Genomic DNA, 23,092 nt, shown 5'->3' on the forward strand with positions numbered 1-23,092 from the left:
GTCATGAAGGCGAAGCCGTAATGCGGGATAACGTTCATAAGTGGCACATCAAACCCGCAATACGGCCACAGGCCTCCTTACGGGCTACTGGTCTTTTGCAAAGAAAGGGGTCAAATAACATTTGGTTCCTGGCAAATCAACTGTTTATTTTGCTCAAGAACATGCTGATAAAGTGTTTGAACCAGTTCGCCGGCATGATCGTTCTCACCATTGGTAGCACTGTTAAACAAAGCGGCTATAATGACCTTGTTGCAAGGTACATACATATAAAGCGCCCGATAACCCAGCGTTTCACCTTCATAAAACCAGTATCGCCCGATCGGTTCCCTATAAGCCTCGATAATACCCAAACCAAAACCTTGCGGATGTTTTTTGTCCGTTTGGGAAATCGGCTTGCCATCCCTGGTGGAAACCAGAGTCTGCATGGTTCGTTTTTCCGCTTCCGTCAGCAATTTATCGCCGACAAACAAATTGTCCACCCAACGCACCACGTCTTCACTGTTTGCCACAATCGCTCCGGCAGCGCCGGCCCAGCTCAGATTATTTTTGGTGACATCCCGCCCTAATAACTCCGGATTATCATAAATGTTGTACGAATAACCATGAGCCATTCTTTTTAATACCTGCCCGGAATAGTCCGGTACGGGATAAAAGGTATTGCGAAGCGCCAGAGGTTTTATGATTTTTGTATTCAGCAAATGGGTATAGGAGTCACCGTAACGCTCATTCAAAATCATATCCATCAGGATATAGCCGGTATTGCTGTAAAAATACCCGGGCTTGCGGGGCGGGTTGAACGTTCTCGAATAAACCAGACCGATCAGATCTTCCGTGCTCCAGTATTGCTCCATCCTTGTACTCATCAAATAATTGATTTTGGGCGCGTCGGAATAATTGGGGATCCCCGTACTCATATTAAGCAATCCCGTTAAAGTCAGCTCCCCCCAGTGCGGATAATCTTCCAGATAGTCGCCTAGGGTCCTGGTTAACTCTAATTTTTGTTCGCGCTCGGCAAGCACGGCAAGCACCGCGGTAAACGATTTGGTAATACTGCCGATATCAAACAGATCCGTGGTTTTCACCGGCGCACTGCCTTCGTCAAACGCGCGCAATCCCGCCGCGTAGTTATCAATGGATTGTCCTGCCTTGACGGATACCTGGATGGCTGAAAAGTGCTCGGCTTCAGAATATTTATCCAGATGCTTCCTGATGATCTCGTCAACAGCCTTATCGGCAACAACTATGGAAGACATGGTTAGCAGGCATAACGCCAGACATGATTTTTTCACGATTATCTCATCAGAAAATGTCAACAAGCCCTAAACTAACATAACAGGATCCGGACGCACAAGGATCGATACGATGAGCAATAGATCCGGAGTTTATTGTAAGCGCTAAAAATAAAGATTATTATTAAACGCTTACCTGTAAATATTTACAAGGAATGAATCATGATGCACGGAAAAAAGCAAAAGTACGCATCCCTGCTGTTTTTGGGCGCCGCTGCCTTCAGCGCGCACGCCGACCACCCTTCCAGTTATTCACCTGTGGTTATCAAGGAAGATTTTAAAACCATCGTCAAGAACATGGAGGCTGAAAAACCGGCTATTGCCAAACGGCATCAGGATTTGCTCAATCAACGTTATAATTTGGATAACAAACCCTCACCAACCGTGAAAATGACCGGCGGCAAGCCGGTGCAGGAAGGCATTCGCGTCAAATTACCCCCCGGCACCACCTGGGAAATGCTGGCCAAGATGACGCCTGAGGAAATTAAGGCCAAGGGATTATTTCCTAAAGGATTTCTGCCCTTACCGCATCCCAATCACCCGGAAGGTGGCATGTTATTTCCGAAATTCGCGATTGATGAAATCAAACGCCAGGAACAGCGTGATCTCACCCGTTTCGACCTGGATTTTGACATTCCCGATCACTTTTTACCGATTTTCCCCGCACCGATTTTCCTGACAACCCGTCCCGATCTGGGTGATGTATCCAAAGGGCAACTGGTGACAATCAATAATTATTTCGATCTGTTCAACGGCATTCTCAATCCCAAGCAACTCGAAGGCTTGCGCTTGCTGGTCACCCCGTTTCCCCAGCAACAGTTTAACCAGACTGACGACCGCCGCACCATTGCACCGAGCCGAGGCGTCGCCTGTCTGGATTGCCACGCCAACGGGCACACTAACAAGGCAACCCATCTGGTGGGAGATATAAGACCCCAGGAATTTCGTCATCGCATCAATACCCCCAGTCTGCGTGGTGTGAATATTCAACGCCTGTTCGGTTCACAACGGGCCCTGAAATCCATTGAGGATTTTACTGAATTTGAGCAACGAGCCGCCTATTTCGACGGCGATCCGGTGATCGCCACAAAAAAAGGGGTGAATATTCTGGAACGTGGCAGTCAGGTTCATTTCATGGCGGAATTCCAGGAACTGCTGGATTTCCCGCCGGCACCTAAATTAAAGTGGGACGGCAAACTCGATCCGAAGAAAGCCACGCCAGCCGAATTACGTGGTCAGGCCATATTTTTTGGCAAAGGACAATGTGCAGCCTGCCATACTCCACCGTATTACACCGATAACACCATGCATAATTTGCAAGCAGAACGTTTCTTCAAACCGGAATTAGTCAATGGCCGCATGGAAAGCGCCGATGGACCAATCAAAACATTCCCGTTGCGCGGCATCAAGGACAGCCCTCCTTACATGCACGATGGCCGTCTGCTGACCCTTGAAGACACGGTTGAGTTTTTCAATCTGGTTCTGGAGTTGCAGTTAGACAAACAGGAAAAACAGGATTTGGTCGCCTTCATGCAAGCGCTCTAGGTTCTACGCGCTTGATTTTAACCGCAGGATTTGTAGCGACGGACTTTAATTAAAAATTCAAGACCGTCGCCATCTCATAAATTACCGAGCGAATTGCCGGTGTTCGTAACGCCATTGCCCTTGGCCTCTGGGACTTGCTTCTTTTCCACGGCAGAGTCTTTGGGTTTTAACCACATGATGCCATACTTCCCCGATGTAATATAACTCGACTCCGATAAACGACTCAGATATTTCTGATTGGTATACGTTTCAGCGCCCTTGCTCATTTTGCTTACTTTTTCCTTATAAGCTACGAATTTAGAAGCCAGTTGCAAGGCAGCGCCGGATGAATCCAGAGCCCTGTTTAACGTGGCGGTTATGTTATTCGGACAGGTGTAAACACTATCTTCAAAAGAATCAAACAAGACTTCCCATAAGGGTAGTGACTCAAAAACGGGCGGAACTTGCGAGATGGTTTTTACAAAATCACATACGGAGGGTGATTTCAAATTTAATGTACCGTCTTTACGCGCCTCTTCCAAAAGATAGATTTGAACGGAATGGGCCCATTTGCCATGCCCCACTCCGGCTCCCGGATCAGAAGATAAATAGCCGTTTTTGAGCAAGACATTAAGAAACAAATCCGGCGATAGGGCGCCAAATAATATAGGGGTGTGATGAGGATATTGAAATGCGGTGCTAGTGGTATAACCCTTCGGAACCTCGCTTGCACCGGTGGCATTAAAACCATTCTTGCCGCCCCAGTCATCAAAAAACCGGCGCATGGTTTTTTTACCGGAAGTATTAAATTGAAAATACTCCCCGGCGAATTTTTGCAACCCTTTTCTGACCAGGTCTTCACGACATAAAAATGATAAAACGGCGATAATATCCTCTTTGAGATTAGGCTCCAAACCAGTATATCCCCGCTCCTCAAGATAAGCCTCATAGTCATTCGGATCATCGTCTTTGCCATCAATCAATTCCAGTTCCATAAGGTATTCCCAATAGTTATCTCAAAAGAAGTTAAATAATAACAATGTCATATTAAGATTTTATTAGATTGCATCAACAAAATTTTTCCACTCTGGACAGGACAATTTTCCTTTATACCGGACAAAATCGGGAAGGGTAGCAATTTTTTGTCCTGTCCAGAGTTTTTCCAGAAAATATATGTTTAATTAATGTTACGTTAATATGTCCAGTTTACAATAAAAACGCTTAATCAAAATACAATACCGGATGTGTCTTCTCTGGGGAAAGCCGGAGGACTGGCCCAGGTTCTGTGCACTTATCTTTTATTCATGTTTATTCAGGAGAAAAACTATGTTATCCATGAAGAGCCTCGAAGAATCTTCAAAAAAAAATGAAAACCTGTCATTAATTTTTTCCTTAACCCCCAAAGATGCCACTACTTTATTAAATGGAATCAACCTGAAAGGGGTTTGGCTTCTCAGGGAAAGTTCCAAGCCCGGTTGTTTGACAGTAACTTATTTAAAGAGTGCTACAAACAAGGTAACTCATATTCGCTTTGGATTTTCTGAAGGCCACTGGCAAGTAATAGGGGATCGTACTTTTGACGAAAAGAAAGACTCTATAGATCCCAAGGCAATTACCAGTGAATCGGCTGTCCTGCAATTAATTGATACTTTAAAAAAAATTGGTCCCGAATGCAATGGAGAAGTCGGTTTTGACATTCAAAACGCCATCTATTTTATAAAACCTGCTTCAAAAGCAGAGTGCGCCAAAAATTCTCATTATGAACTTTATGACAGCTCCTACATAATAAAAGATAGCGAGCACAAACCTGAAATCAAATTATCCAGCCATTATTCATCTTTTTTTAGCGAGGAAGAAAAAGGAGAAGGAGAAGAGGATGATACTTGGTTAAAAGGGCTCGGCCATGGTCAATGAAGGACCTGCCATCATACCTCGTGATATCTAACGGCATGAAGGCAGGTTGTCATGAACGTCGAACGTCGTCATTCCTTAATCTTGCCTTGCAACAATTGCTTGTAAAAACCCGGCTCGGTTACATTCTTGTAATTGATGGTTGTGGCCATTCCGGTCAGTAAATGATAAAGGATATGGCAATGCATGATCCAGATCCCGGGATTATCCGCATCAAACTGCACTTTTACGGTCTGGTGCGGCAATACCATTGCCGTATCTCGCAAGGGGCCATTTTCCAGCTTGTTACCATTGACTTCGGTGATCTGAAACACATGGCCATGATAGTGCATGGGATGCGCCATCCTGGTGTTATTGGTAAAAACCATTTCGACACGATCGCCTTTGGCTATCTTCAAAGGGTTTATCAAAGGCCATACTTCATTATTCAAAGTCCATACATAAGGACTCATGGTGCCGCCCAGCGAATAATTCAAGGTAATATCAACCGGTTTTTTCGCAAGCGGATTTCTGGAATGTAACAGCGCTTCCTGATCATTATTAAATGCCGGCGCGGCAACAGCCACGGTTTCCTTTAACCTGGGAATCATGGAACCGTTGGTTGCCAGGATAAGACCGGTTTGTTGTTTCGTCCCTTCCGGTTTTGCAAGAATCGGGAATGCGCCGCCCTTTTCAGGAATCGTGACCACAACATCCAGACGTTGCCCTACGCCTATCTGAAAAAGGTTGCGATCTTTGACAGGCTCCACGTTAGAACCGTCAGCAGCAATGATAATCCCTTTGAGCTTACCAATATCAACCCAGAAATTGGTGGCTGCGGAGGCGTCAATCAGACGAAGCCGTACTTTTTGCCCTGGCTTGACCCGGACTATCTCGGGATTTTGCAACGTCTTTCTATTGGTAAGGTACGCATCGTACTGGACATCGCTGAAATCAGGGCTTTTAGTCGGTGCCTTTTTAGCGGCATCCACAGTTTGCTGAGCAGCCATTTTTTTAGGTTTTTTTAATTCCGCAAGCACGTCCGCAGGATCTTTAAATGTGAAGTCCTGCAGCATGACGACCACCTCTTTTTCACCCTTTGGGGCAGGTTCGGCGGGATCATCGATAATAAGCGGTGCCGACATGAGATCCTGCTCCCACAGTTTCAGATGTGAGTGCATCCAGTAAGAACCGGACTGAACCAGCTTAAAACGATAGGGATATACTTCGCCCGGTTGCAACGGCAATTGGGTCACGTAAGGCACACCATCCTGATCATTCGGTAAAATAAGTCCATGCCAGTGAATACAAATCACTTTATTAGTGGCATTTTTAAGCAAGATATTAAAATCATCCCCTTTTTTTCCTCGATATCCCTCGGTACCATCCGGTTGCACAATATTGTAGACCGTTTTTTTTCGGCCATTTACCGTAATGGGTTGTTCCACTACTTTCAGAATGACCGGGTCGCTTTTTGATGCCGGCACGGGTTTTTTCAGTGGGGCTGCGGTTACCGAATGGCTCAACAGAAACAAACCGCAAAGAAACAAGCCCACTTGCCTGACGATTCTGGTTAACATACGATGATTCTCCTTTTCCCGTCCGACTTATCAAGTCTTGTGTTTTTTCCAAATTATAGACAATAAAGAGTGACTCTACCTGAAATCTTGATTATCTTGGCGCCATATATCCTCCGGCCACACCGCCTTTGGAAAATACGATTTGCCATAATTGCAGATCCCGGGCTCGAAAACATCCGGCACATCCCAATAAATAATACGTCCACATACGAAAAAAACGTTCGTCATAGTATGTTTTCAACTCGTCCCAATGCGTCACGAAATTCTGGTGCCAGGCCATCAACGTGTTATCGTAATAAGCTCCGAAATTCTGCCAGTCTTCCATAACCAGCAACGATTCGGACGCTGTCGCGACTTGTTTCATGGAGGGGATCATACCGTTTGGGAATATATATTTCCTGATCCATTCCGAACTGATGGAAGTGGTTTCATTAGAGCCTATAGTATGCAGTAAAAACAATCCGCCGTCGGCCAGTGAATGGTACGCTTTGCGCATAAACACGGGATAATTCAAATGGCCGACGTGCTCAAACATTCCTATGGATACAACACGGTCAAACACGCCGGAAACATCACGGTAATCCTGTAGACGTATCTCGACATCCAATCCCCGGCATTGCTCCACGGCATACTCATATTGCTGTTGGGAAATGGTAACGCCTGTCACCTGAACACCGTATTGCTCCGCGGCGTACTTTGCAAAACTCCCCCAGCCACACCCGATGTCCAGTACGTTCATACCCGGTTTCAATTGCAATTTCCGGCAAACCAGATCCAGTTTGGCCATCTGGGCTTCGTTTAGCGTTGTCGCGTCTTTATAATAGGCGCAGCTGTACATCATATTTGTATCGAGCATGGTTCTGAAAAGCCTATTGCCCAGATCGTAGTGATGCCGAATAGCCTGTTTTGCGTGTCGTTTGCCTTGAAAACTGATAATGTTAGCCGCCAGTTCCGTTAATACCACCCGCCAGGGAACCTTGATTTCCTTATCCAGCCGGGCTCGAAATACGCGCTCAAACAGCATGTCCAGACGAGGACAATCCCACCAGCCATCCATGTAGGACTCCCCCAGACCCACTTCTCCCTGAGACACGATACGATGGTAAATGTCTTCATTATGAATCTGTATGTCCCATGGCTGCTGACCATTGATCTCAACTCCGATGGATTTTAATAAAGATTGTATAAATGTTTTTTCTGCAGTGTATTTCATAATCACTTGTCTTTTTTTCAGATAAAGTCCGTACGTCATGATGCTACAGCCCGACTTGTGCGTTCAAACAGGATCATCAAACCCTTTCATAATGCTTTTCAAAAGCGACTCAACGGACATAATTTTTGTGAGATAATTTCTAATCCGCGCCTTCAAAGGCGAGTTGATAAACATCATTTTGGCCAAACCGCGCGAATCACTTTGCGCCGCTTCAACACGGGGCCTGCGCCGTTTCTCAAACAGGTGAAGTGCCTGCGGAATAAATTCCACGCCGGTTCTGGACAATACGTCGTTTAGCACCGCCGCCGACTCCAGCGCCATGGACGCGCCCACACCGGCTGTGGGTAAAAAAGCGGCCGCCGAATCCCCCAGTAGTACAACCCGGCCCTTGTGCCAGGTTTTAGTACGTTGGTCACTCAACGGCCAGTAAAAAACCGCTTGATCATCCGTTGGCAAATCCTTCAGAAACTCAGGGCGATGCCGCAGGAGAGAGGCGAATTTTTTTTCAATAAAGGCTTTTCTGCCGCATCCTTGCAGAGCAAGCTCATCCGTTGGAGCATCAACCGCCGCAATCATGCCGACTTTACCCTTAATCGGATATCCCCCCCAAAAGGTACCGCTTCCCCAGAATTCCTGAATGGTATTGTCCGGCAATGAATCCTCATTAGCCCACCAGACCCATCCTCCCCAGCCGGTATGAAAATAACGATACTCATGATCGCCCAGAATCATAGTTCTGATTTGGGAATGAAGGCCGTCCGCACCCACAACAAGATCATAGGTTTCCTGTGTCTTGTCACTAAATTCAATAAAAACGTCCTGTTCCGTTTGCTTAAGAGAATTCACCCGGGTATTGAAACGGATATCCAAATCTCCGCAGACGTTATGAATGATGTCCAGTAATTCATAGCGGGTAAGAAGCTGGTAAGCGCCATAACGTTTTACCAGAGGGGCGAATGAAAATTGCTTGAGCAAGTCCGCATTGTCTGTATACGCTTCATACAACTTGCCGGGGGAAGAAACCTTGAGATAGTGATCGTAACATTGGAGTGCCCGCAGAACATTGGCACCGGTGGGGTATAAACCCAGCATATACCCGACCCGGCCTAACGATTCCGCTTTTTCAATAACAACCGGACTTATGCCTCGCTGTTTAAGGAGAGCGGCCAGACTCAAACCCGCCACGCCTGCCCCGACAATCAATATCCTCATGGAAAATCACTCCTGTGGCCTGTTCCCTTTTTTGAGATATCTTAAACCATATCAACATGGCCTGATCATCTATTATGGCATAATGTCGGAATCGTCTAAAAATTGGCCGGTAAAAAACAGGCCGCCAGACCAACATTACAATTCACCACAGGTACCCCCCCGGTGCAATTGACGGGGCCAAATGCCGTGATGGCGGAGCCTGCCACCGTCACCGTAACGCTGCAACTGTCTCCTGTTCCGGTACCGTTCATTGTCACCACCGCCGAATCGTAAACCACAAAATACGGCCAGGGATAAACGCTCATGTTCGTGCGGTTTTTGTTTGGTACGGTCACCGTCATACCGGCGTTGGCCATAGTAACGGGATTGGTTTGCACAATCTGCACTGAAAACTGGGGCTGAGTAGTCACATTGCTCCCCACCACATTAAATAAAGCGCCGCTGGTAAATCCCTGGCACCCGGGATTGGCCGCTGTCGAAAAACTGCTGTCGGGCAATAAGGAAAGCGCTTTTAAATTACAATTCGAATCAAACACGCCATAGAAATTCTCGGCGTTATCGGCATTTACCGGATCTTTGGCCGGTTCGTCATACGCTTCAAAAACCAGCGCACCGCTGTTGTTAGCGCTGTTACCCACATAGCTGTAAAGCGCGGTTAAATACGTTCCGGCGTTGGCGACACTGGGCGCACAGGTGTTGTTCGTCGCGCAGAAATAGCCGGCATAGCTGCCGCTGCCGCTGGTTGCCCACCCGGTTTCAGCCATGAGAATAGGTCTGGGGGCAACGTAAAAAGGCTGACTTTGCACCTGGGCATAATCCCAGGCAATGGAATTGAGCAAGGTCGTATTCGTTACAGCCTGATCGGGTGGCGTAACACCCCATTGAAACGGATAAGGATCAAACCCCAGAGGTGCGTCGGCACTATAACTGTTGATCAAGGTGGCCATATCCGTGGCAATGGCCGGACTGGGTGTGACCAGGTTGCCGCTGATTAAGGCGGAGCCAACGGGAACATTGGTAATCGACTTGCCGGACAACGCGGTTTGTAACTGGCTGACGGCGCTGGTCAGGTAATTGATGTCCGTGCTGCTGTAGTTTTCATGGCCTGCGAACAATAAAATCACGGTGTTTTGAAAGGTTGTGGCACCAACGGCGTCAATCACATTGTCAAGAACCGTCACGGCCGTATCAATATCGGCCTGGCTGCCGTTTTGCGGAATCACCGCCTCGTACACGACTTTCATATTCAACGCACTGGCCTGGGTAATGATATCAATCCAGGCGTATTCGACGGTCTGATAGGATCGAACCGTAGAAAATCCGGCGGCCTTGAGTTGCGACAATTCGGCGTAGACGTTGGTTATCGCCTGTCCATTAGCCGTTCCGGCATAAAACACGTCATGATCGTTAAACGCGTTGCCATTGGGATAATGATTAGGCTGGTAGTCCACACCTATCAAACCCACCCAGGTAGAACTCAATACGGCTGATTCGGTTCTCGTCGCTATATGCAGGGGAATGGTGTTATTGCCGTATCGAATAAAAATCGTGACCGTTTTATTACCGGATGTCTGGGCGTTAAATCCTATGGACAGGGTACAACTTCCTCCCGGGCCTAACGCTTTGCCGTGACATTGATCCTGAATAATAAATTCCCCGGCGGGGGCATCAATTTTCAGGGAATTGACAAACGGGCCGGGCATCGGAAAAGGCAAGTTTGACGTGAGGGTATAAGTCACCAGATAGCTGCCGCCCATGGTAGTCACTGTCGGAATGGTGGTACCGGACGTGATAGCCACAGACACGGGATCCACGCTCAAGCCGCCTTTATCCCGGGAAAACACCGTACCGGCCCAAACGATGTTCAGACACAACAATCCGATGACCCCGCGTCGAAATCCATTCATGCTGTTTCCTTTTTCCTAAGCGGTTTTATCAAAAAAATAATGACCGGTTATAGCGATGGTGTTGTCAGTCAAGTTAGTTTGTAAATACTCGGGCGCATAGCCTGCGTATCCATTGCCTGTCTCAATATCTCCCATATGGCCGTAACCATATTTCACACCAATCCACAAATTCGACGCCAGCACATAATCCACTCCGGCTTCCAGGGAATAACTGAAACCGGTTTTTGTACGATTCTTAAATCGGGGAGAAAGACGGGGCGTGATATCGATGGAGACAGGCGCTTCGTTATAATGACTGGTGTTAATGACGGACCCACCCAGACCGGCCGCGATAAAAGGCATGAGATTGCGGTAACGGAAAAGATGGGCTCTTACAACACCCAGAATCGTCTGGCGCTGAATTTTGTACCGAAAATTATAATTTTCAAATTGCGGTAACGAATATTGCAGGATACGACCTGTCACCATGGCGGGGAAAACGTAGGAATAAGCCGCCCCCAGACTGAAAAAAGGCAGCCAGCTGCGCCGGGTTAGCCAGGTGTATCCTCCATCCACGGTCAGCATGGGGGATGTGTCATTGAGATCATTACGATACTGATCATCAGGCCACCCGGTTCCCGTGCCGACATAAGTATTTTTGGCAACTGTGGAAAACACGCCGCCGGCACCGGCGCCAATGTACCAGTTCCCGGGAGACAGGCTGGCATAAACACCATGGACTAATCCCCAACCACCCAGAAGAACAGCGAGCAAACGGAATTTTTTCACGACCATCCTTAATCGCAATGAACCCTGTCTATACTAATCGAATTTCAAGGCAAAAAATAGCCGCATCAGGATATGTTGACCATTAACCTCGACCGACGCTTCCAACAGGTCAATCAAGCTTGTTTAAAAAACAAAGCAGCTATGCCGTCATTTATTCGTTACCACCGCTGCCGTTTTTCTTACGGCATTATTCCGGGCTGGGCTTCCTGTTTAGATTCCGTTTCGGATTCAGGCCCGGCGTAGTGCCTGGCGATAGCCAGCAGAATTTGATCCTCCACCGCTTTCGCCGCATAAATATTGCCGTGCACTCCATTCACGATGATGGAAAATACCAGCGTTTTTCCGTCAGCAGTCAACAGATACCCCGAAATCGCGGTGATGTCGCTCATGGTTCCCGTTTTAGCCAGTACCCTGTTTTCCAGAATCGTGTTCTTCATACGGTCTTTCAGAGTACCGGCCACCCCCATTCTCGGCAGGATTTTCAGAAAAATCGGCTTTAATTGCTTGTCACGGTAAATGTCGGTCAAGAGAATGACCATCTGATCGGGTGAGATAAGATTATAGCGTCCGCCTTGTCCGTCAGTCAGCCGGAGAAGCGTCATATCCATACGCGTACGCCTGGATAGCGTTTCCTTTATCGCAAAAACGCCCTGTTTATACGTGCCCTCGCCTGTAAATTTGTAGCCAAGCAGTTTGGTAATGCTATCGGCATACAGATTATCCGACTCTTCCAGCATATGTTTTAAAAGCGTGGTTAACTCATCAGATTGATGGCTGGCGACCAGTCTTGATTCTTCAGGGGTATTTCCCACAACCAATTTTCCCTTAAAAGTAATATTATTTTTCTGCAACGCTTTTTTAATCACTTGTTTGGCATACAAAACCGGATCAGGAATGGCCAGTTGCAAGGTTCTCGGGTGTTTGCGTTGCGCGAGACAACCATACAGATGCAAGGTATTATTAGGTTTGATGTCAATATTGAAATTGCAATGCTGTTTTTCCTGTTCCCTGGTCACGGAAACCACGTCATTGATCAACGTCAGGGCATTTTTTTCAGAATTCTTCGCTTTGACTTGCACCGGAGCGCCGGATTTTAAGGGCGTGGTAAACTGAAACACTTCCTTGTTATCATCCAGAATAACAGCCGTACTTGGCGCTTCGTAATACCAGCCGAGATCATCATAGGTAATGCCCGCCGCGTTATAGGGTGGTTTGAACCGTGATATATCCAGCACGATATCACCCTTTATTGTATTGATTTTTTCCTGGCTCAAACTGGCAAACAAACCATTTATATGTTCTGTTTTTAACGAGGGTGAACCGCTGAATGTCAGATAGAAGTTATTATCCTTGTGCGACAAGGCCGTATCATAACGATAATCGGGCCCTAAAAGGTAGAGAGCCGCCAGGGCGGTGAGCACTTTGGTATTACTGGCCGGTTTCAGGAGTTTATGGGTGTTGCATTGATAAAGAGTCTCACCCGTATCCACATCCTGCACCAATATACCAACGGTGGCATGAGGAAATTTTTGTTTGATTAATGTTGATAGTTCCTCTTTTAAAGAGTTTGAGCAGGCCGGGAAGGATATAAAAAATAACAACAATCCCGCCAGGAAAACATGGCTCGCAACGTTTTGTATTCTTGAATTTTTCATTATTATCCTGTTAACAATAATTTTACAAAAGACTTAACGTTCTCTTAATATAAGTTTTTTAAACTGAAAGTAAGCAAGAAAATTGCTTCATCTCCCAACAGGCAACTTGCTTATTCCGTTAATAAAAACAAGCCGGTAAAACCGGCTTGTTTTTATTAACGGAATAACGCATGGCACCCCTGCCAACCAAAATTCCATAGTCCGACTTTGAAGAAACCCCGTCAGGAAGACGGCTTATCCAGTCTTTCCTGAACATTGCTCATAGCCGTATTGACAAAATCAATTAGCGTGGAATCCGGATAATTCTGAATAAACAAATGATACAATTTCAAGGCCACCTCCAATTGATTCTGCTGGCTGGCATCGTGAGCAAGGCTTAGAAATTTTTTTTGAATGGCGAGTTTCTCGTCGTCGTCTTCCATGGCATTAATCGCTATCAAGTAACACCACGCCGCATGCATAAAAAGTTTCTGTTTACCTAAATGCGGAGCCAGAAGCAATAACTGGGCAGGCGACAAATCCAGTTGGGCACGTTCCTTTGCAAAGGACTTGAACAGTTGCACCGCTTCAAACCACATGCCCTCGGCCAGACAGGCTTGCAAGGCCATACCGGCTTTTTCTATCGCCTCGGGAATACGGTTGGCTTTTTTATAAAGATAACTCAACTGCAGCAAAGTATAGACATTAACCTCGGTGCTCTCGGCTGTTTCAATAACTTGCCCCAGCTCCTCATCTCCGAGTTTATCCAGAGTATTCATCACATGTTCGTATTCCTTTTTAAAACGCGCAGGCGATACGAAATTACTGGCTGGCGGTATGGAACTGCCGGCTTGCGACACCGGTTTTTCGTGTTGCCTTAGCGGCACATGACTGGAAAAAACGGGGTTATTCATGGGGTTTATCGCACCATGAAGCGTAGAATCCATCTGTGATTCCCCGGCAATAAACGCACCGCTTAAACGGCCAATTAATATAGGAGAAACCAACACCGGTAATAGGTAAATAAACAACGAAAAAGACATTCCGGCCTCATCGGAAATTTTATAGGCAATAAGGTTAACGACTAAAAGAGGCACCAGATATTTGGCGTAAAAAACCAGCATGCCGCCGATAATAGACGAATAAAAAGAACTCAAATCCCATCGTCTTTCATTATAAAGCCAGCCAATGGTATCCAGACTGAACACCTCTTCCAGGGAAGAGGTCTCGGTAGCCAGCAAGCATGCAATAGTGGGGGCAAACAGGCAGACAAGCATTACCAGAGCCATTAATAACCCTTTTATTCCCATGCCCAGATAAGACGTACCACCCCAACTAAACAGGCTAAAGAGGGAGCTGGTATGGAAAACAAAATAAAGAATCAGAAAAACAGGAACGCACCAGAAAAGCGTATAAATCAGATAGCGCAACACAAAAGCGAGCGTTTCGCCACGTTGAATATGGGCATTAAAAATACCGGCATTCAGTTCGCCCTGGCTCGCGGGAATGGCAAAACGTGCCAGTAAAAACGACGCGGCGGCTATATTGAGGAAGAAAAAGAGGTAACCCGGCATACGCCGGCCAATAAAATACAACAGTATATAAAAGGCCAGCCAGAATAAAACGATGGGAATGATAGTCAGAAAGGTACTGAATTTCAGGAAACCGCGAACGACCTCTCCGGACATACCACGAAAATTGCTGATGTCATCCATATAATCCTGTCCCTGGTTATGTGTCCTGTTTCCAGGCCGTTTGAAAATTTTAGTCTTTAAACCGCCTTAAGGCAATGCCGGTCTTGCAAGTCATTCAGACCGGCTTGAATAATGGCTTGTTCATCCGGATCCGTAGCCAACGTTAACGCCTCGGCATAAAGCGTTTTTTCCTTACGCAATGCGGCGGTTATTCGTTTTCTTTTTCGTTGATACTCGGAAACCAGCAACCTTTCCTGGTAACCTAACGGTTCTCGCAACTTCCGTTCATAAATATCGGGAACAAATGTCAAAAATTCGCCATCCGGTTTCAATGCGTCCATCAGCGCCTCTGCACGAAATAGTCCACTTCGCAATCCTATTCCCGCCCCGTAATCCGGATCGATTTGCGCGCCGCCACATGGAATAACTTTGGGCAGACCTTGCCCGCCCTGAAACAAAGGCTCCGTCACTTTGCAAGGATCCAGCTGAAAAGTGCGATATCTCGTTTCATTCTGATTCTTTATAAAATCAACGGACTCCAGTTCCGTTTTTAATTGAATTACCGCTTTAAGCCAGTCCATCAATTCCTCAAACCCGGCTCGGAACAGTTTTGGCGGTATTTCAACATAGAAATAGACACCCTGCCATTCCGGTGCACCAGATAAAGCGTATCTTTTTATCCCCAGTTCCGGCTCAATAAACTCCGGCCATCCGAACTCATGACGCAACCTTTCCAGGGTCAGGACGTGCTTTAAAGGGTTGTGCGCTATTTTGTCAGTTATCAATCGGGCATTTAGGGTGTTCATCGTGGTATGGACGGCTAAATGATGTTTCACTGGATTGTCCGCAATCCGCTCGATGGTAAATGCCCTTTTATGGGAAGGATGTTTCTCATTAATCTTTCTAACCAAAAGCCTCCTGGATCCGGTACAATCCAGAGTTATGGAGCAAGACAGCGAGGAGCCATTGCTGAACTGCAATTGCCCTTGCTGCAAATCGACAAACTCGGCTTTGATAAACCGTATTTTGTGTTTTTTTGCTTCCAGGCAGAGTGCCGTTTCCAAATCCATGATAAAAATGGAGCTGCCGTTATCCCCTCCTTCCCTGAAATGACGCGGATCCAAAGCCACCTTTCTGGTCAGAACGTCCAGAACATTTTTAGCGACGAATCCAGGCGTGTTATACTCATCTAACCTGGGCTCAATGACTACAACCTGCATGGGCACATGCACTTCTTCCAAAACATGACTTAAGCGGATAGCCAGGTACAATCCTATGGGACCACCGCCAACTACAGCAATATTTTTCACTAACCACACCCATATCAGTAAAACAATTGCAACGTTATCAATATAAGTATAGTTAACAGGCCGCTTTTCTGATATTCCAGTAAGGAATTGCGCGCTAAACCCATTCAGATTTTTTGAGCATTATCCCGCATGACAGCGTCGCCTCCATGACGGCTGCAAGCACTATTATTTGTGGTAGAATCCGGAGACGGCATAACAAGGGTAATGCCATGCCGGGCATAAGCGCTTTGAATGTTACCCAGTTCCAGACGCAGGCGCCGGACTACTTTTTCCATCTCACCTTTTTTCCAGGCGACACTTTTATCATTGCCGGGCACGTTCGGATCCTTGCTTTTAAAGAGAAAGGCGACCCCTGGCTTTGGCCCATTCAGAACCACACCCGCCACGTATGCAACATTTGGATTACCACGGCCCATAATATGCGCGTGCAGCAGGCAGGGTTCCCTTGCCGTACCAAGATAAGTCGTCCCGGTATCGCTATCATAGCCATGGCAGTTATTACCCATCATCGCGGTTTGAGACACCGGTGTGATACGGCTGTAGGTTTGGGCCATCATCTGAACCAGAATACCCAACCCTATCCTTTCCAAAGAAGAATAATCCCGATTCATCACCGTACGCATGTCTTTGTTATTAATCAACGTTACGATACTGCGATAACCGCGTTCATCCGTGGGGTTTAAGTAAATGGCATACTCCAACCTTTTAAAACAGGCAAGCGCCACTACTTTGGGATCACTCGTAACATAAGGTTGCAAGGCCCAATGCCCGGGGAGATAATTCCCTTGATAATAGATCTTGCCGGAAGCAGGCGGCTTGGCAAAACCCGATGTAAAAAGCCATGGGGACAACAATAGACCTAATATCGTTTGTTTCACAAGCGCCATGCTTACCAGTACCTCTTTCGTTATTGAGCCGGATCTATACCTTCTTTTCTACAGAAACAACTTCGTCCACCTCACCGGGTGACGTATTGGTGTTGTCAGCGGGTTTCGGTTGAAACAAACCATGATGTAACAAAGCGACCTTTAATATCCGCTTGGCAAGCAGTTGTTCCGTATACATGCCGGCGTCATTAAACGCGTATTCAAAAAAGGCCTGGCACTCCTTATTTTTGCTGAAATACGTCTGCAAATCGAGTTTTACCCCGTGCGACAAAAATACTTTTTGTACTTCCACATCATGAAGCACGTCCATAACTTCCAGCATGGCGTGATAGCCTCGTTTGGCATAAACAGCCACCAACTGCACCAGAAATAACGTCAGATCACGTTCCAGGCCAAGATCACCTTCCCTGGCAGCCATATATTTATTGAGCATGCCCACGATATTACAGGTGTGTCCGGAAATCGAACCTACATAGGCGGAACGATGCCGGTTATTACTCCTGAACCATTGGAATTTGCCTGTATCCTGGCTTGCCGGCGACGAGGTATCGACCAGCATATTGCGCACCGGTCCTTTCTCGGCGTCCCGGAAAGTCGGTGATGTGCCTTTCATCACCCCGCCGGCCGAATTCCAGGTATCGGCCCCGACGTTATCAGGGGACGTTTCAAATTTCCTTTCCAGAATACCGGTTTCGCCGGGTTTTGGTATGCGGTCACGACCTTTATAAACAACACAGATTTTTTCACGCAAGGTGTTGATAAACTCAATCTCGCTCGTCTGAAATTTTGACGTGTCTTTATAGCCGTTCGCAAACTGACTGATTTTTTGCTCCATTTCCAGAGGGTTGGTGACAACACCGTCTTCGCCCAGAAAAAAACAAAGAATTTTGTTCGCCGCATCGAGTGTTTCCTTATGCAGCATTGAGTCGTCATAGAACGGCTCCTTAAGGGGAGTTATCGCTTCAATAGTTTCCTCGGAATGGGTAATACCATTAATATATTGAGCCAGGCGTGTTTCAAAGAAACGTCTGGGATCATTATTAGCCGGGTCAACGTCTTTTAGTTTGTCAATACAGGCCAAAATCAGGTGACAATCCTCAACCTGAAATTGCGCCTCGTCGCCCATTTCAGACTGAGCGAGAAAATATTTTCTAATTCTTCCGATACAGGACTCGTAATCGACAAACAAATAATCAGCCGATATCGCCTGAAGCAGGTCTCTATCGCAATCTTGCCGTGACTGTAAAAAAGCGATGGTCAGTATAATAAAATGGGATATATCCGCGGCATTGGTTAAAATATCGATATCCTTTAGATTGGTACCATAACTAATCGCTGCCAGATAAAGTTTTTTGGATAACCGATGCTTTGTATAATTTGCATCGCCCAGGGAAGGTCTGAAAGCCGGCAATACGGGATCAAACGACAAATCCGTCAATTGCGAGATAACGGACTGGGCCGCCTCCCGCTCCACGTCATGAAGAAATGCCAAAGCCAGTGTTTTTTTGTCCCTCATACTGATACCAATCGCAGTTTTATCCGGCGCCAGTTCCGGTATGGATTGAAACGTTTTCATCAGCAGAGGTAATAACAGGTTGGCCGGCTCCCTGGCCAGTTCATGCTGGATATAACCCAATGTGTCCGATGTAAAAATAGCACTGGATCGCTTGTCATCCATGTTGCACAGCTGCAAATCGCTCTGATCAACAGTTAACTTCAAACGTCCCATCACTTCGCAGAACAATCCTTCATTCTTGGTCAGCACAGCTTTTAAAAACAGTGGTTTTAACAGCAACTGGTCGTCTTTGTTCAAATGGCTTAAAGCCGAATAAATGGCATGAAAACGTTCGGCGTCGCTCTCTTTTATTTCAGGGATAACAGACATGTCGGATTTTTCGGCTGTCTGTGGTAGCGAGCCATCCAATGTTTGCGTTCCCGGAATCGGAGGGGCCGTTGTTTCTTCAACAGTGGGTTTAACAAAAACATCCTGTTTTTCAACAGTGTCCTGTAGCCGTTCACCCAATCCTTCCGTCGCGCGAGCCATACGAACACTGACATCCTCCGATGCTTTTTGCACCATAGCGCTCGTATCTTCGGCCACCTTCGCCAAACGCTCACCCAATCCTTCCGTCGCGCGAGCCATACGAACACTGACATCCTCCGATGCTTTTTGCACCATGGCGCTCGTGTCTTCGGCCACCTTCGCCAAACGCTCACCCAATCCTTCCGTCGCGCGAGCCATACGAACACTGACATCCTCCGACGCTTTTTGCACCATAGCGCTCGTGTCTTCGGCCACCGTCGCCAAACGCTCGCTTAATTTATCGGATTCCAGCTTTATACGTTTGGAAGTATCATCCGAGACACGCTGCAAAATCTCTAAAATGTCTTTTTCACTTTTCATTACAAACCTCTACCATTCATATGCTTCGCACTGAAGGACTGGATATTATACAGACTGTCATAAATATTCGTAAATTCATGGCAATTTGCCAGACTTTAAAAACACGCCTTCGATGAATATAAAATAAAAACATTAAGTCAATATTACGAATCGTGGAAAATAAATTATTCATAATGTAAAATATTTGTAATGAAAGTTTTCCAAACAGAACAAATATTCATTAAAAACACGCAGCACGCAGGGAAGCGCAGCCGTATTACGGGTTTCTCGTGGAATATCTGCCTTTGCAAAAGATGTGCGGGCAAAATTGACCCATATACGCATTACGGCTTTGCCTTCATGACAGGCTACAAAAAAAGCGGTTGTACGAGCACACAACGATTGTTTAATATAAGAACAAATTGACAAATTGATACATATTATGTTTCAATTTGCAGGTTCGAGCGTGTTTTCTTATTTTTAATATGACTCATGAGGTGATTCAAATGTCTGGAAGATTCGTTCAAAGCGATGCTGTTAGCGAAGCACAATTAGGGTTGAACAAGGCCGTATACAGGAATGATAAAAAAACAGTTCGTGCCATCCTCAACAGCAATCCTTCGTTTATTAATACCATCATCCAGCCCCACATGGATTCCCCTCTATCCAATGCCCTGAGGAGAAGCCCTGTTGATATGGAGATGCTTGGAATATTAACAGGTTACGGCGTAACCTTTGATTATCCCGTTAATCCTCAAAAGATGTACCCGCTTGAAGTGGCCTGCCAGACAAAAAATGAGGAATTATTACAATTTCTTCTAAATCATAAGGCCATGCAAACAGAAAAAGCACCGCATTATTTATTGTCTCAAACTCATAAAATATCCTTATTGACCGAGGCGAATGTGATGAAACTATCCCGGATGATCTCTTTACTGGGTGGTCTGGATAAAATTGCCGATACAACAAATGAAAACGGCGAAACATTCCAGCAAAAAGCCCGGGAATCGTTGCTGATCAATTCTGTTTATGGCTCTCTGACCTGCGACTATATGAATTTGTTAACTCTGGCGGAAAAAATACAAAGCTCAGGCTCTTACGGAGAAGACTACCCCACGCAAAAAATAGAGTTGCACGACGCTTTGCGCTCCATGAGAGAAGCGTATTATAAAAAGGAATCCGAGGACAAGCCCAAGTTAGGACATTCCATTCATGTCTTGTTCCATGGAAGCGGAGCGGGACTGGATCCTGACAATGACAATGACGAAAGAATGTCATACGGAGTCCGCCCCGGCATTACGGTGTAATAACGTGTTTGCCAGATTGATTTTCGCACTTACACCAATGGTTCTGGCCTTGCCTCTGGCCATGGATATTTATGTTCCGGCCATAGCTCACATGGCTCGTGATTTTCACGCCAGTGATGATCAAATGCTGCTGACCTTAAATTTGTTTATGGTGTGTGCGGGATTGATGCAGCTTGCCATCGGACCGGTTTCCGATCATTTTGGCCGTCGTAGCGTGTCCCTGTTTGTCATTGCCTGTTTTATTCTGGCCTCCATAGGCTGCGGGCTGTCTCGCGACGTGAATGATTTGATCCTGTTTCGGGTGTTGCAGGCGTTTGGCTCCTGCGGCATGATGGTACTTGGCTTTGCCATGGTTCGTGACCATTTAAGCGGCGAGCGTAGCGCCAGAGCATACAGTTTCCTGAATGGCATGATCTCGTTCTCTCCTATTTTTGCAACCTTTATCGGCAGTTATATTGATCTTTATCTCGGCTGGCCGGCAACTTTCTGGTCGCTGCTACTGGTTGCGATACCAGCCGTCTTTACCATAGGATTCTGGCTGGACGAATCGTTGCCTGTTGAAAAACGAACCAGGCTGTCTTTTAACGTGATTCACACCTATCGCCAGGTATTTCAGCAGCGTGACTTTGTGATTTATAACCTGGTCTCATCTTTCGGTCATTGTTATTTTTACCTTTTTTGCGCCCTGTCGCCGTTTTTGCTTCTGCAAACCCTGCATATACCACAGCAATATTACGGTTTTTATTTCTGTTTTATGGGTTTTTCATTACTAACCGGCAGTTTTATCGGCGGGCTTATTGTGGAGCGTCTCGGTATATTCAAAACGTGTGTTCTGGGTTTCTGCCTGACCGGTGCGGGAGGCTTATGGATGCTGGCCTGGTATCAACTGTATGGCTTAAGCGCCAGCAATTTTGTTTATCCCATGCTGCTCATCGGCATAGGTGGCACCTTTTGTATGGGTGCGGGAACAGGCGGGGCTATGGCGCCTTTTGAGCAGGCTAAGGGAACGGCGGCCGCAGCCGTTGGCGCGTCTCGTTTTCTTTTTGCCGGTGTAGTCGGATATCTGGTCATGGGTAAAACCGTTCACACGACCTTACCGCTATCTGTACCAGCCATAATATTTAGCCTGCTTGGACTGATCTTACTTATTCGGCTGCAAGGTTCATACCCTGAAAAATATGTAAAAAGCGATGCTGAAATCATCCATTAACAACCCGGATCCGATCATTAATTATTAACACGCCGTATAAGAATGGATGATACTATTATCGCTGGTGTCAGGGGAATCTGGCTGGTGTCGAACCCGGTCCCTCTCTAAAAACTCATCAAAAAGATAAAACGGTTTGATTTGTTATCCTTTCATTAACAGTCAAGTCGATTTTGACAAAAGAAATCAACGCGTTAAACTCCTTGCTGTAGTACCCGTCAAAACCTTTGTTTTTTATTTTATGCTCTACCAGATTGCCATATTGTGCAGGATAGGGACATTCTTTTTTCACGTCATCATGGAAATTCAATGGATCTTTATCGAGGTCGTAAAAAGAAAATGTCGTTGGAATCAGAACTTCATAACATCGGGAGGCGCCAAATGAAACACACGGTTCCGGCTTATTTTCAAGGTAAAGATATACCCTTGGAACAAGATGCGATATACCTCTTTTATACTCCGACGAACGAACTGTAGAGGTTCCGAAATAGTTGGGATCAAGACAAGACAAATCATTGCAGCAACTATAATGAAACAGTCTGATATAGCAGTCCCCTGAAGTCACGGGTGAATGTTCCTGATGTTTGCGGGAAAAAAATCTTCCAGGCCTTGAATCGGTTGATTCAGCACAGTAACCATCGCTTTGTTTGCTCTCATCCTCACTCAGTTTACGGCTCTTACCCAATAAATTTTTTTCTGTTTTAGCTCGCATCCAACCACCTGGTTCACCAATTCAGAGAACAAGAATAACTCACCATAACTGTAGTGTCCAAAGCACGATCATAATCTGGTATTATTGTCCATCCGGCTGCGTGATAGGCATTTCCTTTCCGGGAGTCAGGGGAACTATCTTCTTGCCGGTGCATTGTTTGATATCTATGGTCTCCTTCGCAATACCTGTGCAGGAAACAACCAGTCCCTCCTTATTGTAAACCGTGATTTTAAAATAACTCGCAACATTCCTGTCAGGATGTTCATCATAAATATTGACGCGGTATTGTTGGGGATTATTGTGTTTGGACAGCACTTGCATCATACATTTTGCCAATTCAAGGCCTGCTTTGTTATCGTCCTCGTAACAATGATTCATGATGCTAACGAGGAAAGCCACCACCCTGGTGTGCTCATCAGCACGCGCTGGCATGGTCATCAACAAAGAGAGAAGGAGAACGCTCAGCCATTTCATGGTTTATCCTTAACGAGCCCCTGCTATTCACAATAATTAAACTATAGTGCCTAAAATTTATACATTCAAGTTAAAAAAACGATTTAAATTTAATCAAGCCA

General features: G+C 46.1%; 18 protein-coding genes. 4 read left to right on the plus strand and 14 right to left on the minus strand.

Features of this window, described 5'->3' with window-relative positions:
* Nucleotides 1-110: 110 nt before the first annotated feature.
* Nucleotides 111-1,289: a serine hydrolase domain-containing protein gene (locus CKW05_RS11680; RefSeq protein ID WP_058484634.1), complete on the minus strand. Its 1,179-nt coding sequence runs from the start codon at nucleotides 1,287-1,289 to the stop codon at nucleotides 111-113.
* Nucleotides 1,290-1,451: 162 nt separating this feature from the next.
* Here CKW05_RS11680 and CKW05_RS11685 point away from each other — a divergent pair, with 162 nt between their 5' ends.
* The gene (locus CKW05_RS11685; protein ID WP_231950469.1) at nucleotides 1,452-2,834 is read left to right on the plus strand and encodes a cytochrome B6; all 1,383 of its coding nucleotides are present in this window, start codon (nucleotides 1,452-1,454) and stop codon (nucleotides 2,832-2,834) included.
* 74 nt (nucleotides 2,835-2,908) lie between these two features.
* On the opposite strand, the gene CKW05_RS11690 is transcribed toward CKW05_RS11685, so the two are convergent.
* Complete coding sequence (locus CKW05_RS11690; RefSeq protein WP_065238439.1) at nucleotides 2,909-3,808, minus strand: LirA/MavJ family T4SS effector; 900 nt, start codon at nucleotides 3,806-3,808, stop codon at nucleotides 2,909-2,911.
* Between the two features lie 331 nt (nucleotides 3,809-4,139).
* Between CKW05_RS11690 and CKW05_RS11695 the strand changes: the two genes are divergently transcribed.
* Nucleotides 4,140-4,727, plus strand: coding sequence for an SH2 domain-containing protein (locus tag CKW05_RS11695; RefSeq protein ID WP_058484635.1), 588 nt, complete (start codon nucleotides 4,140-4,142; stop codon nucleotides 4,725-4,727).
* 68 nt (nucleotides 4,728-4,795) lie between these two features.
* Here CKW05_RS11695 and CKW05_RS11700 read toward each other — a convergent pair whose 3' ends face one another.
* The 10 genes from CKW05_RS11700 to ceg14 form a co-directional block, all read right to left on the minus strand.
* On the minus strand, nucleotides 4,796-6,283 hold the full coding sequence (locus CKW05_RS11700; protein WP_082642839.1) for a multicopper oxidase family protein: 1,488 nt from the start codon (nucleotides 6,281-6,283) through the stop codon (nucleotides 4,796-4,798).
* 91 nt (nucleotides 6,284-6,374) lie between these two features.
* A complete protein-coding gene (cfa, locus tag CKW05_RS11705; RefSeq protein ID WP_408607010.1) occupies nucleotides 6,375-7,502 on the minus strand; it encodes a cyclopropane fatty acyl phospholipid synthase in 1,128 nt (375 codons plus the stop codon).
* Nucleotides 7,503-7,559: 57 nt separating this feature from the next.
* Nucleotides 7,560-8,708 carry an FAD-dependent oxidoreductase gene (locus CKW05_RS11710; protein ID WP_058484636.1) on the minus strand — a complete coding sequence of 383 codons (1,149 nt, stop codon included), beginning with the start codon at nucleotides 8,706-8,708 and terminating at the stop codon, nucleotides 7,560-7,562.
* A 95-nt stretch (nucleotides 8,709-8,803) separates the two neighbouring features.
* A complete protein-coding gene (locus CKW05_RS11715; RefSeq protein WP_058484637.1) occupies nucleotides 8,804-10,615 on the minus strand; it encodes a glycoside hydrolase family 17 protein in 1,812 nt (603 codons plus the stop codon).
* A 15-nt stretch (nucleotides 10,616-10,630) separates the two neighbouring features.
* Complete coding sequence (locus tag CKW05_RS11720) at nucleotides 10,631-11,383, minus strand: outer membrane beta-barrel protein (protein WP_157737722.1); 753 nt, start codon at nucleotides 11,381-11,383, stop codon at nucleotides 10,631-10,633.
* A gap of 179 nt (nucleotides 11,384-11,562) precedes the next feature.
* The gene (gene dacB / locus CKW05_RS11725; protein WP_058484639.1) at nucleotides 11,563-13,038 is read right to left on the minus strand and encodes a D-alanyl-D-alanine carboxypeptidase/D-alanyl-D-alanine endopeptidase; all 1,476 of its coding nucleotides are present in this window, start codon (nucleotides 13,036-13,038) and stop codon (nucleotides 11,563-11,565) included.
* Between the two features lie 221 nt (nucleotides 13,039-13,259).
* Nucleotides 13,260-14,732: a hypothetical protein gene (locus tag CKW05_RS11730; RefSeq protein ID WP_058484640.1), complete on the minus strand. Its 1,473-nt coding sequence runs from the start codon at nucleotides 14,730-14,732 to the stop codon at nucleotides 13,260-13,262.
* 56 nt (nucleotides 14,733-14,788) lie between these two features.
* Nucleotides 14,789-16,021 (minus strand): FAD-dependent monooxygenase family protein, encoded by a 1,233-nt coding sequence (locus CKW05_RS11735; protein ID WP_058484641.1) that lies wholly within the window; start codon nucleotides 16,019-16,021, stop codon nucleotides 14,789-14,791.
* Nucleotides 16,022-16,125: 104 nt separating this feature from the next.
* The gene (locus CKW05_RS11740; RefSeq protein WP_058484642.1) at nucleotides 16,126-16,908 is read right to left on the minus strand and encodes a hypothetical protein; all 783 of its coding nucleotides are present in this window, start codon (nucleotides 16,906-16,908) and stop codon (nucleotides 16,126-16,128) included.
* A gap of 34 nt (nucleotides 16,909-16,942) precedes the next feature.
* Nucleotides 16,943-19,312, minus strand: a complete 2,370-nt coding sequence (ceg14, locus tag CKW05_RS11745; protein WP_058484643.1) for a Dot/Icm T4SS effector Ceg14/sidL — start codon at nucleotides 19,310-19,312, stop codon at nucleotides 16,943-16,945.
* Nucleotides 19,313-19,797: 485 nt separating this feature from the next.
* On the opposite strand from ceg14, the gene ankJ reads away from it, so the two are divergent.
* Nucleotides 19,798-20,598: a Dot/Icm T4SS effector AnkJ/LegA11 gene (ankJ, locus tag CKW05_RS11750; protein WP_058484644.1), complete on the plus strand. Its 801-nt coding sequence runs from the start codon at nucleotides 19,798-19,800 to the stop codon at nucleotides 20,596-20,598.
* Nucleotides 20,546-21,808: a multidrug effflux MFS transporter gene (locus CKW05_RS11755; RefSeq protein ID WP_157737723.1), complete on the plus strand. Its 1,263-nt coding sequence runs from the start codon at nucleotides 20,546-20,548 to the stop codon at nucleotides 21,806-21,808. The genes ankJ and CKW05_RS11755 overlap by 53 nt, the downstream gene beginning before the upstream one ends.
* A gap of 115 nt (nucleotides 21,809-21,923) precedes the next feature.
* Here the strand turns inward: CKW05_RS11755 and CKW05_RS11760 are convergent, their stop codons facing one another.
* Complete coding sequence (locus CKW05_RS11760; RefSeq protein WP_058484646.1) at nucleotides 21,924-22,517, minus strand: hypothetical protein; 594 nt, start codon at nucleotides 22,515-22,517, stop codon at nucleotides 21,924-21,926.
* An 81-nt stretch (nucleotides 22,518-22,598) separates the two neighbouring features.
* Nucleotides 22,599-22,991 carry a hypothetical protein gene (locus tag CKW05_RS11765; RefSeq protein ID WP_058484647.1) on the minus strand — a complete coding sequence of 131 codons (393 nt, stop codon included), beginning with the start codon at nucleotides 22,989-22,991 and terminating at the stop codon, nucleotides 22,599-22,601.
* Nucleotides 22,992-23,092 lie beyond the last annotated feature (101 nt).

Source organism: Legionella spiritensis, from assembly GCF_900186965.1.
Taxonomy (GTDB): Bacteria; Pseudomonadota; Gammaproteobacteria; order Legionellales; family Legionellaceae; genus Legionella_C; species Legionella_C spiritensis.

Excerpts from the sequence above, each read along its gene's own strand:
- CKW05_RS11700 (WP_082642839.1), bottom strand. The coding sequence starts at position 6,283 with ATGTTAACCAGAATCGTCAGGCAAGTGGGCTTGTTTCTTTGCGGTTTG.
- CKW05_RS11730 (WP_058484640.1), bottom strand. The coding sequence starts at position 14,732 with ATGGATGACATCAGCAATTTTCGTGGTATGTCCGGAGAGGTCGTTCGC.
- CKW05_RS11760 (WP_058484646.1), bottom strand. The coding sequence starts at position 22,517 with ATGCGAGCTAAAACAGAAAAAAATTTATTGGGTAAGAGCCGTAAACTG.
- CKW05_RS11710 (WP_058484636.1), bottom strand. The coding sequence starts at position 8,708 with ATGAGGATATTGATTGTCGGGGCAGGCGTGGCGGGTTTGAGTCTGGCC.
- CKW05_RS11690 (WP_065238439.1), bottom strand. The coding sequence starts at position 3,808 with ATGGAACTGGAATTGATTGATGGCAAAGACGATGATCCGAATGACTAT.
- CKW05_RS11695 (WP_058484635.1), top strand. The coding sequence starts at position 4,140 with ATGTTATCCATGAAGAGCCTCGAAGAATCTTCAAAAAAAAATGAAAAC.
- CKW05_RS11740 (WP_058484642.1), bottom strand. The coding sequence starts at position 16,908 with ATGGCGCTTGTGAAACAAACGATATTAGGTCTATTGTTGTCCCCATGG.
- ceg14 (WP_058484643.1), bottom strand. The coding sequence starts at position 19,312 with ATGAAAAGTGAAAAAGACATTTTAGAGATTTTGCAGCGTGTCTCGGAT.
- CKW05_RS11755 (WP_157737723.1), top strand. The coding sequence starts at position 20,546 with ATGACAATGACGAAAGAATGTCATACGGAGTCCGCCCCGGCATTACGG.
- CKW05_RS11715 (WP_058484637.1), bottom strand. The coding sequence starts at position 10,615 with ATGAATGGATTTCGACGCGGGGTCATCGGATTGTTGTGTCTGAACATC.
- CKW05_RS11765 (WP_058484647.1), bottom strand. The coding sequence starts at position 22,991 with ATGAAATGGCTGAGCGTTCTCCTTCTCTCTTTGTTGATGACCATGCCA.
- ankJ (WP_058484644.1), top strand. The coding sequence starts at position 19,798 with ATGTCTGGAAGATTCGTTCAAAGCGATGCTGTTAGCGAAGCACAATTA.
- CKW05_RS11685 (WP_231950469.1), top strand. The coding sequence starts at position 1,452 with ATGATGCACGGAAAAAAGCAAAAGTACGCATCCCTGCTGTTTTTGGGC.
- dacB (WP_058484639.1), bottom strand. The coding sequence starts at position 13,038 with ATGAAAAATTCAAGAATACAAAACGTTGCGAGCCATGTTTTCCTGGCG.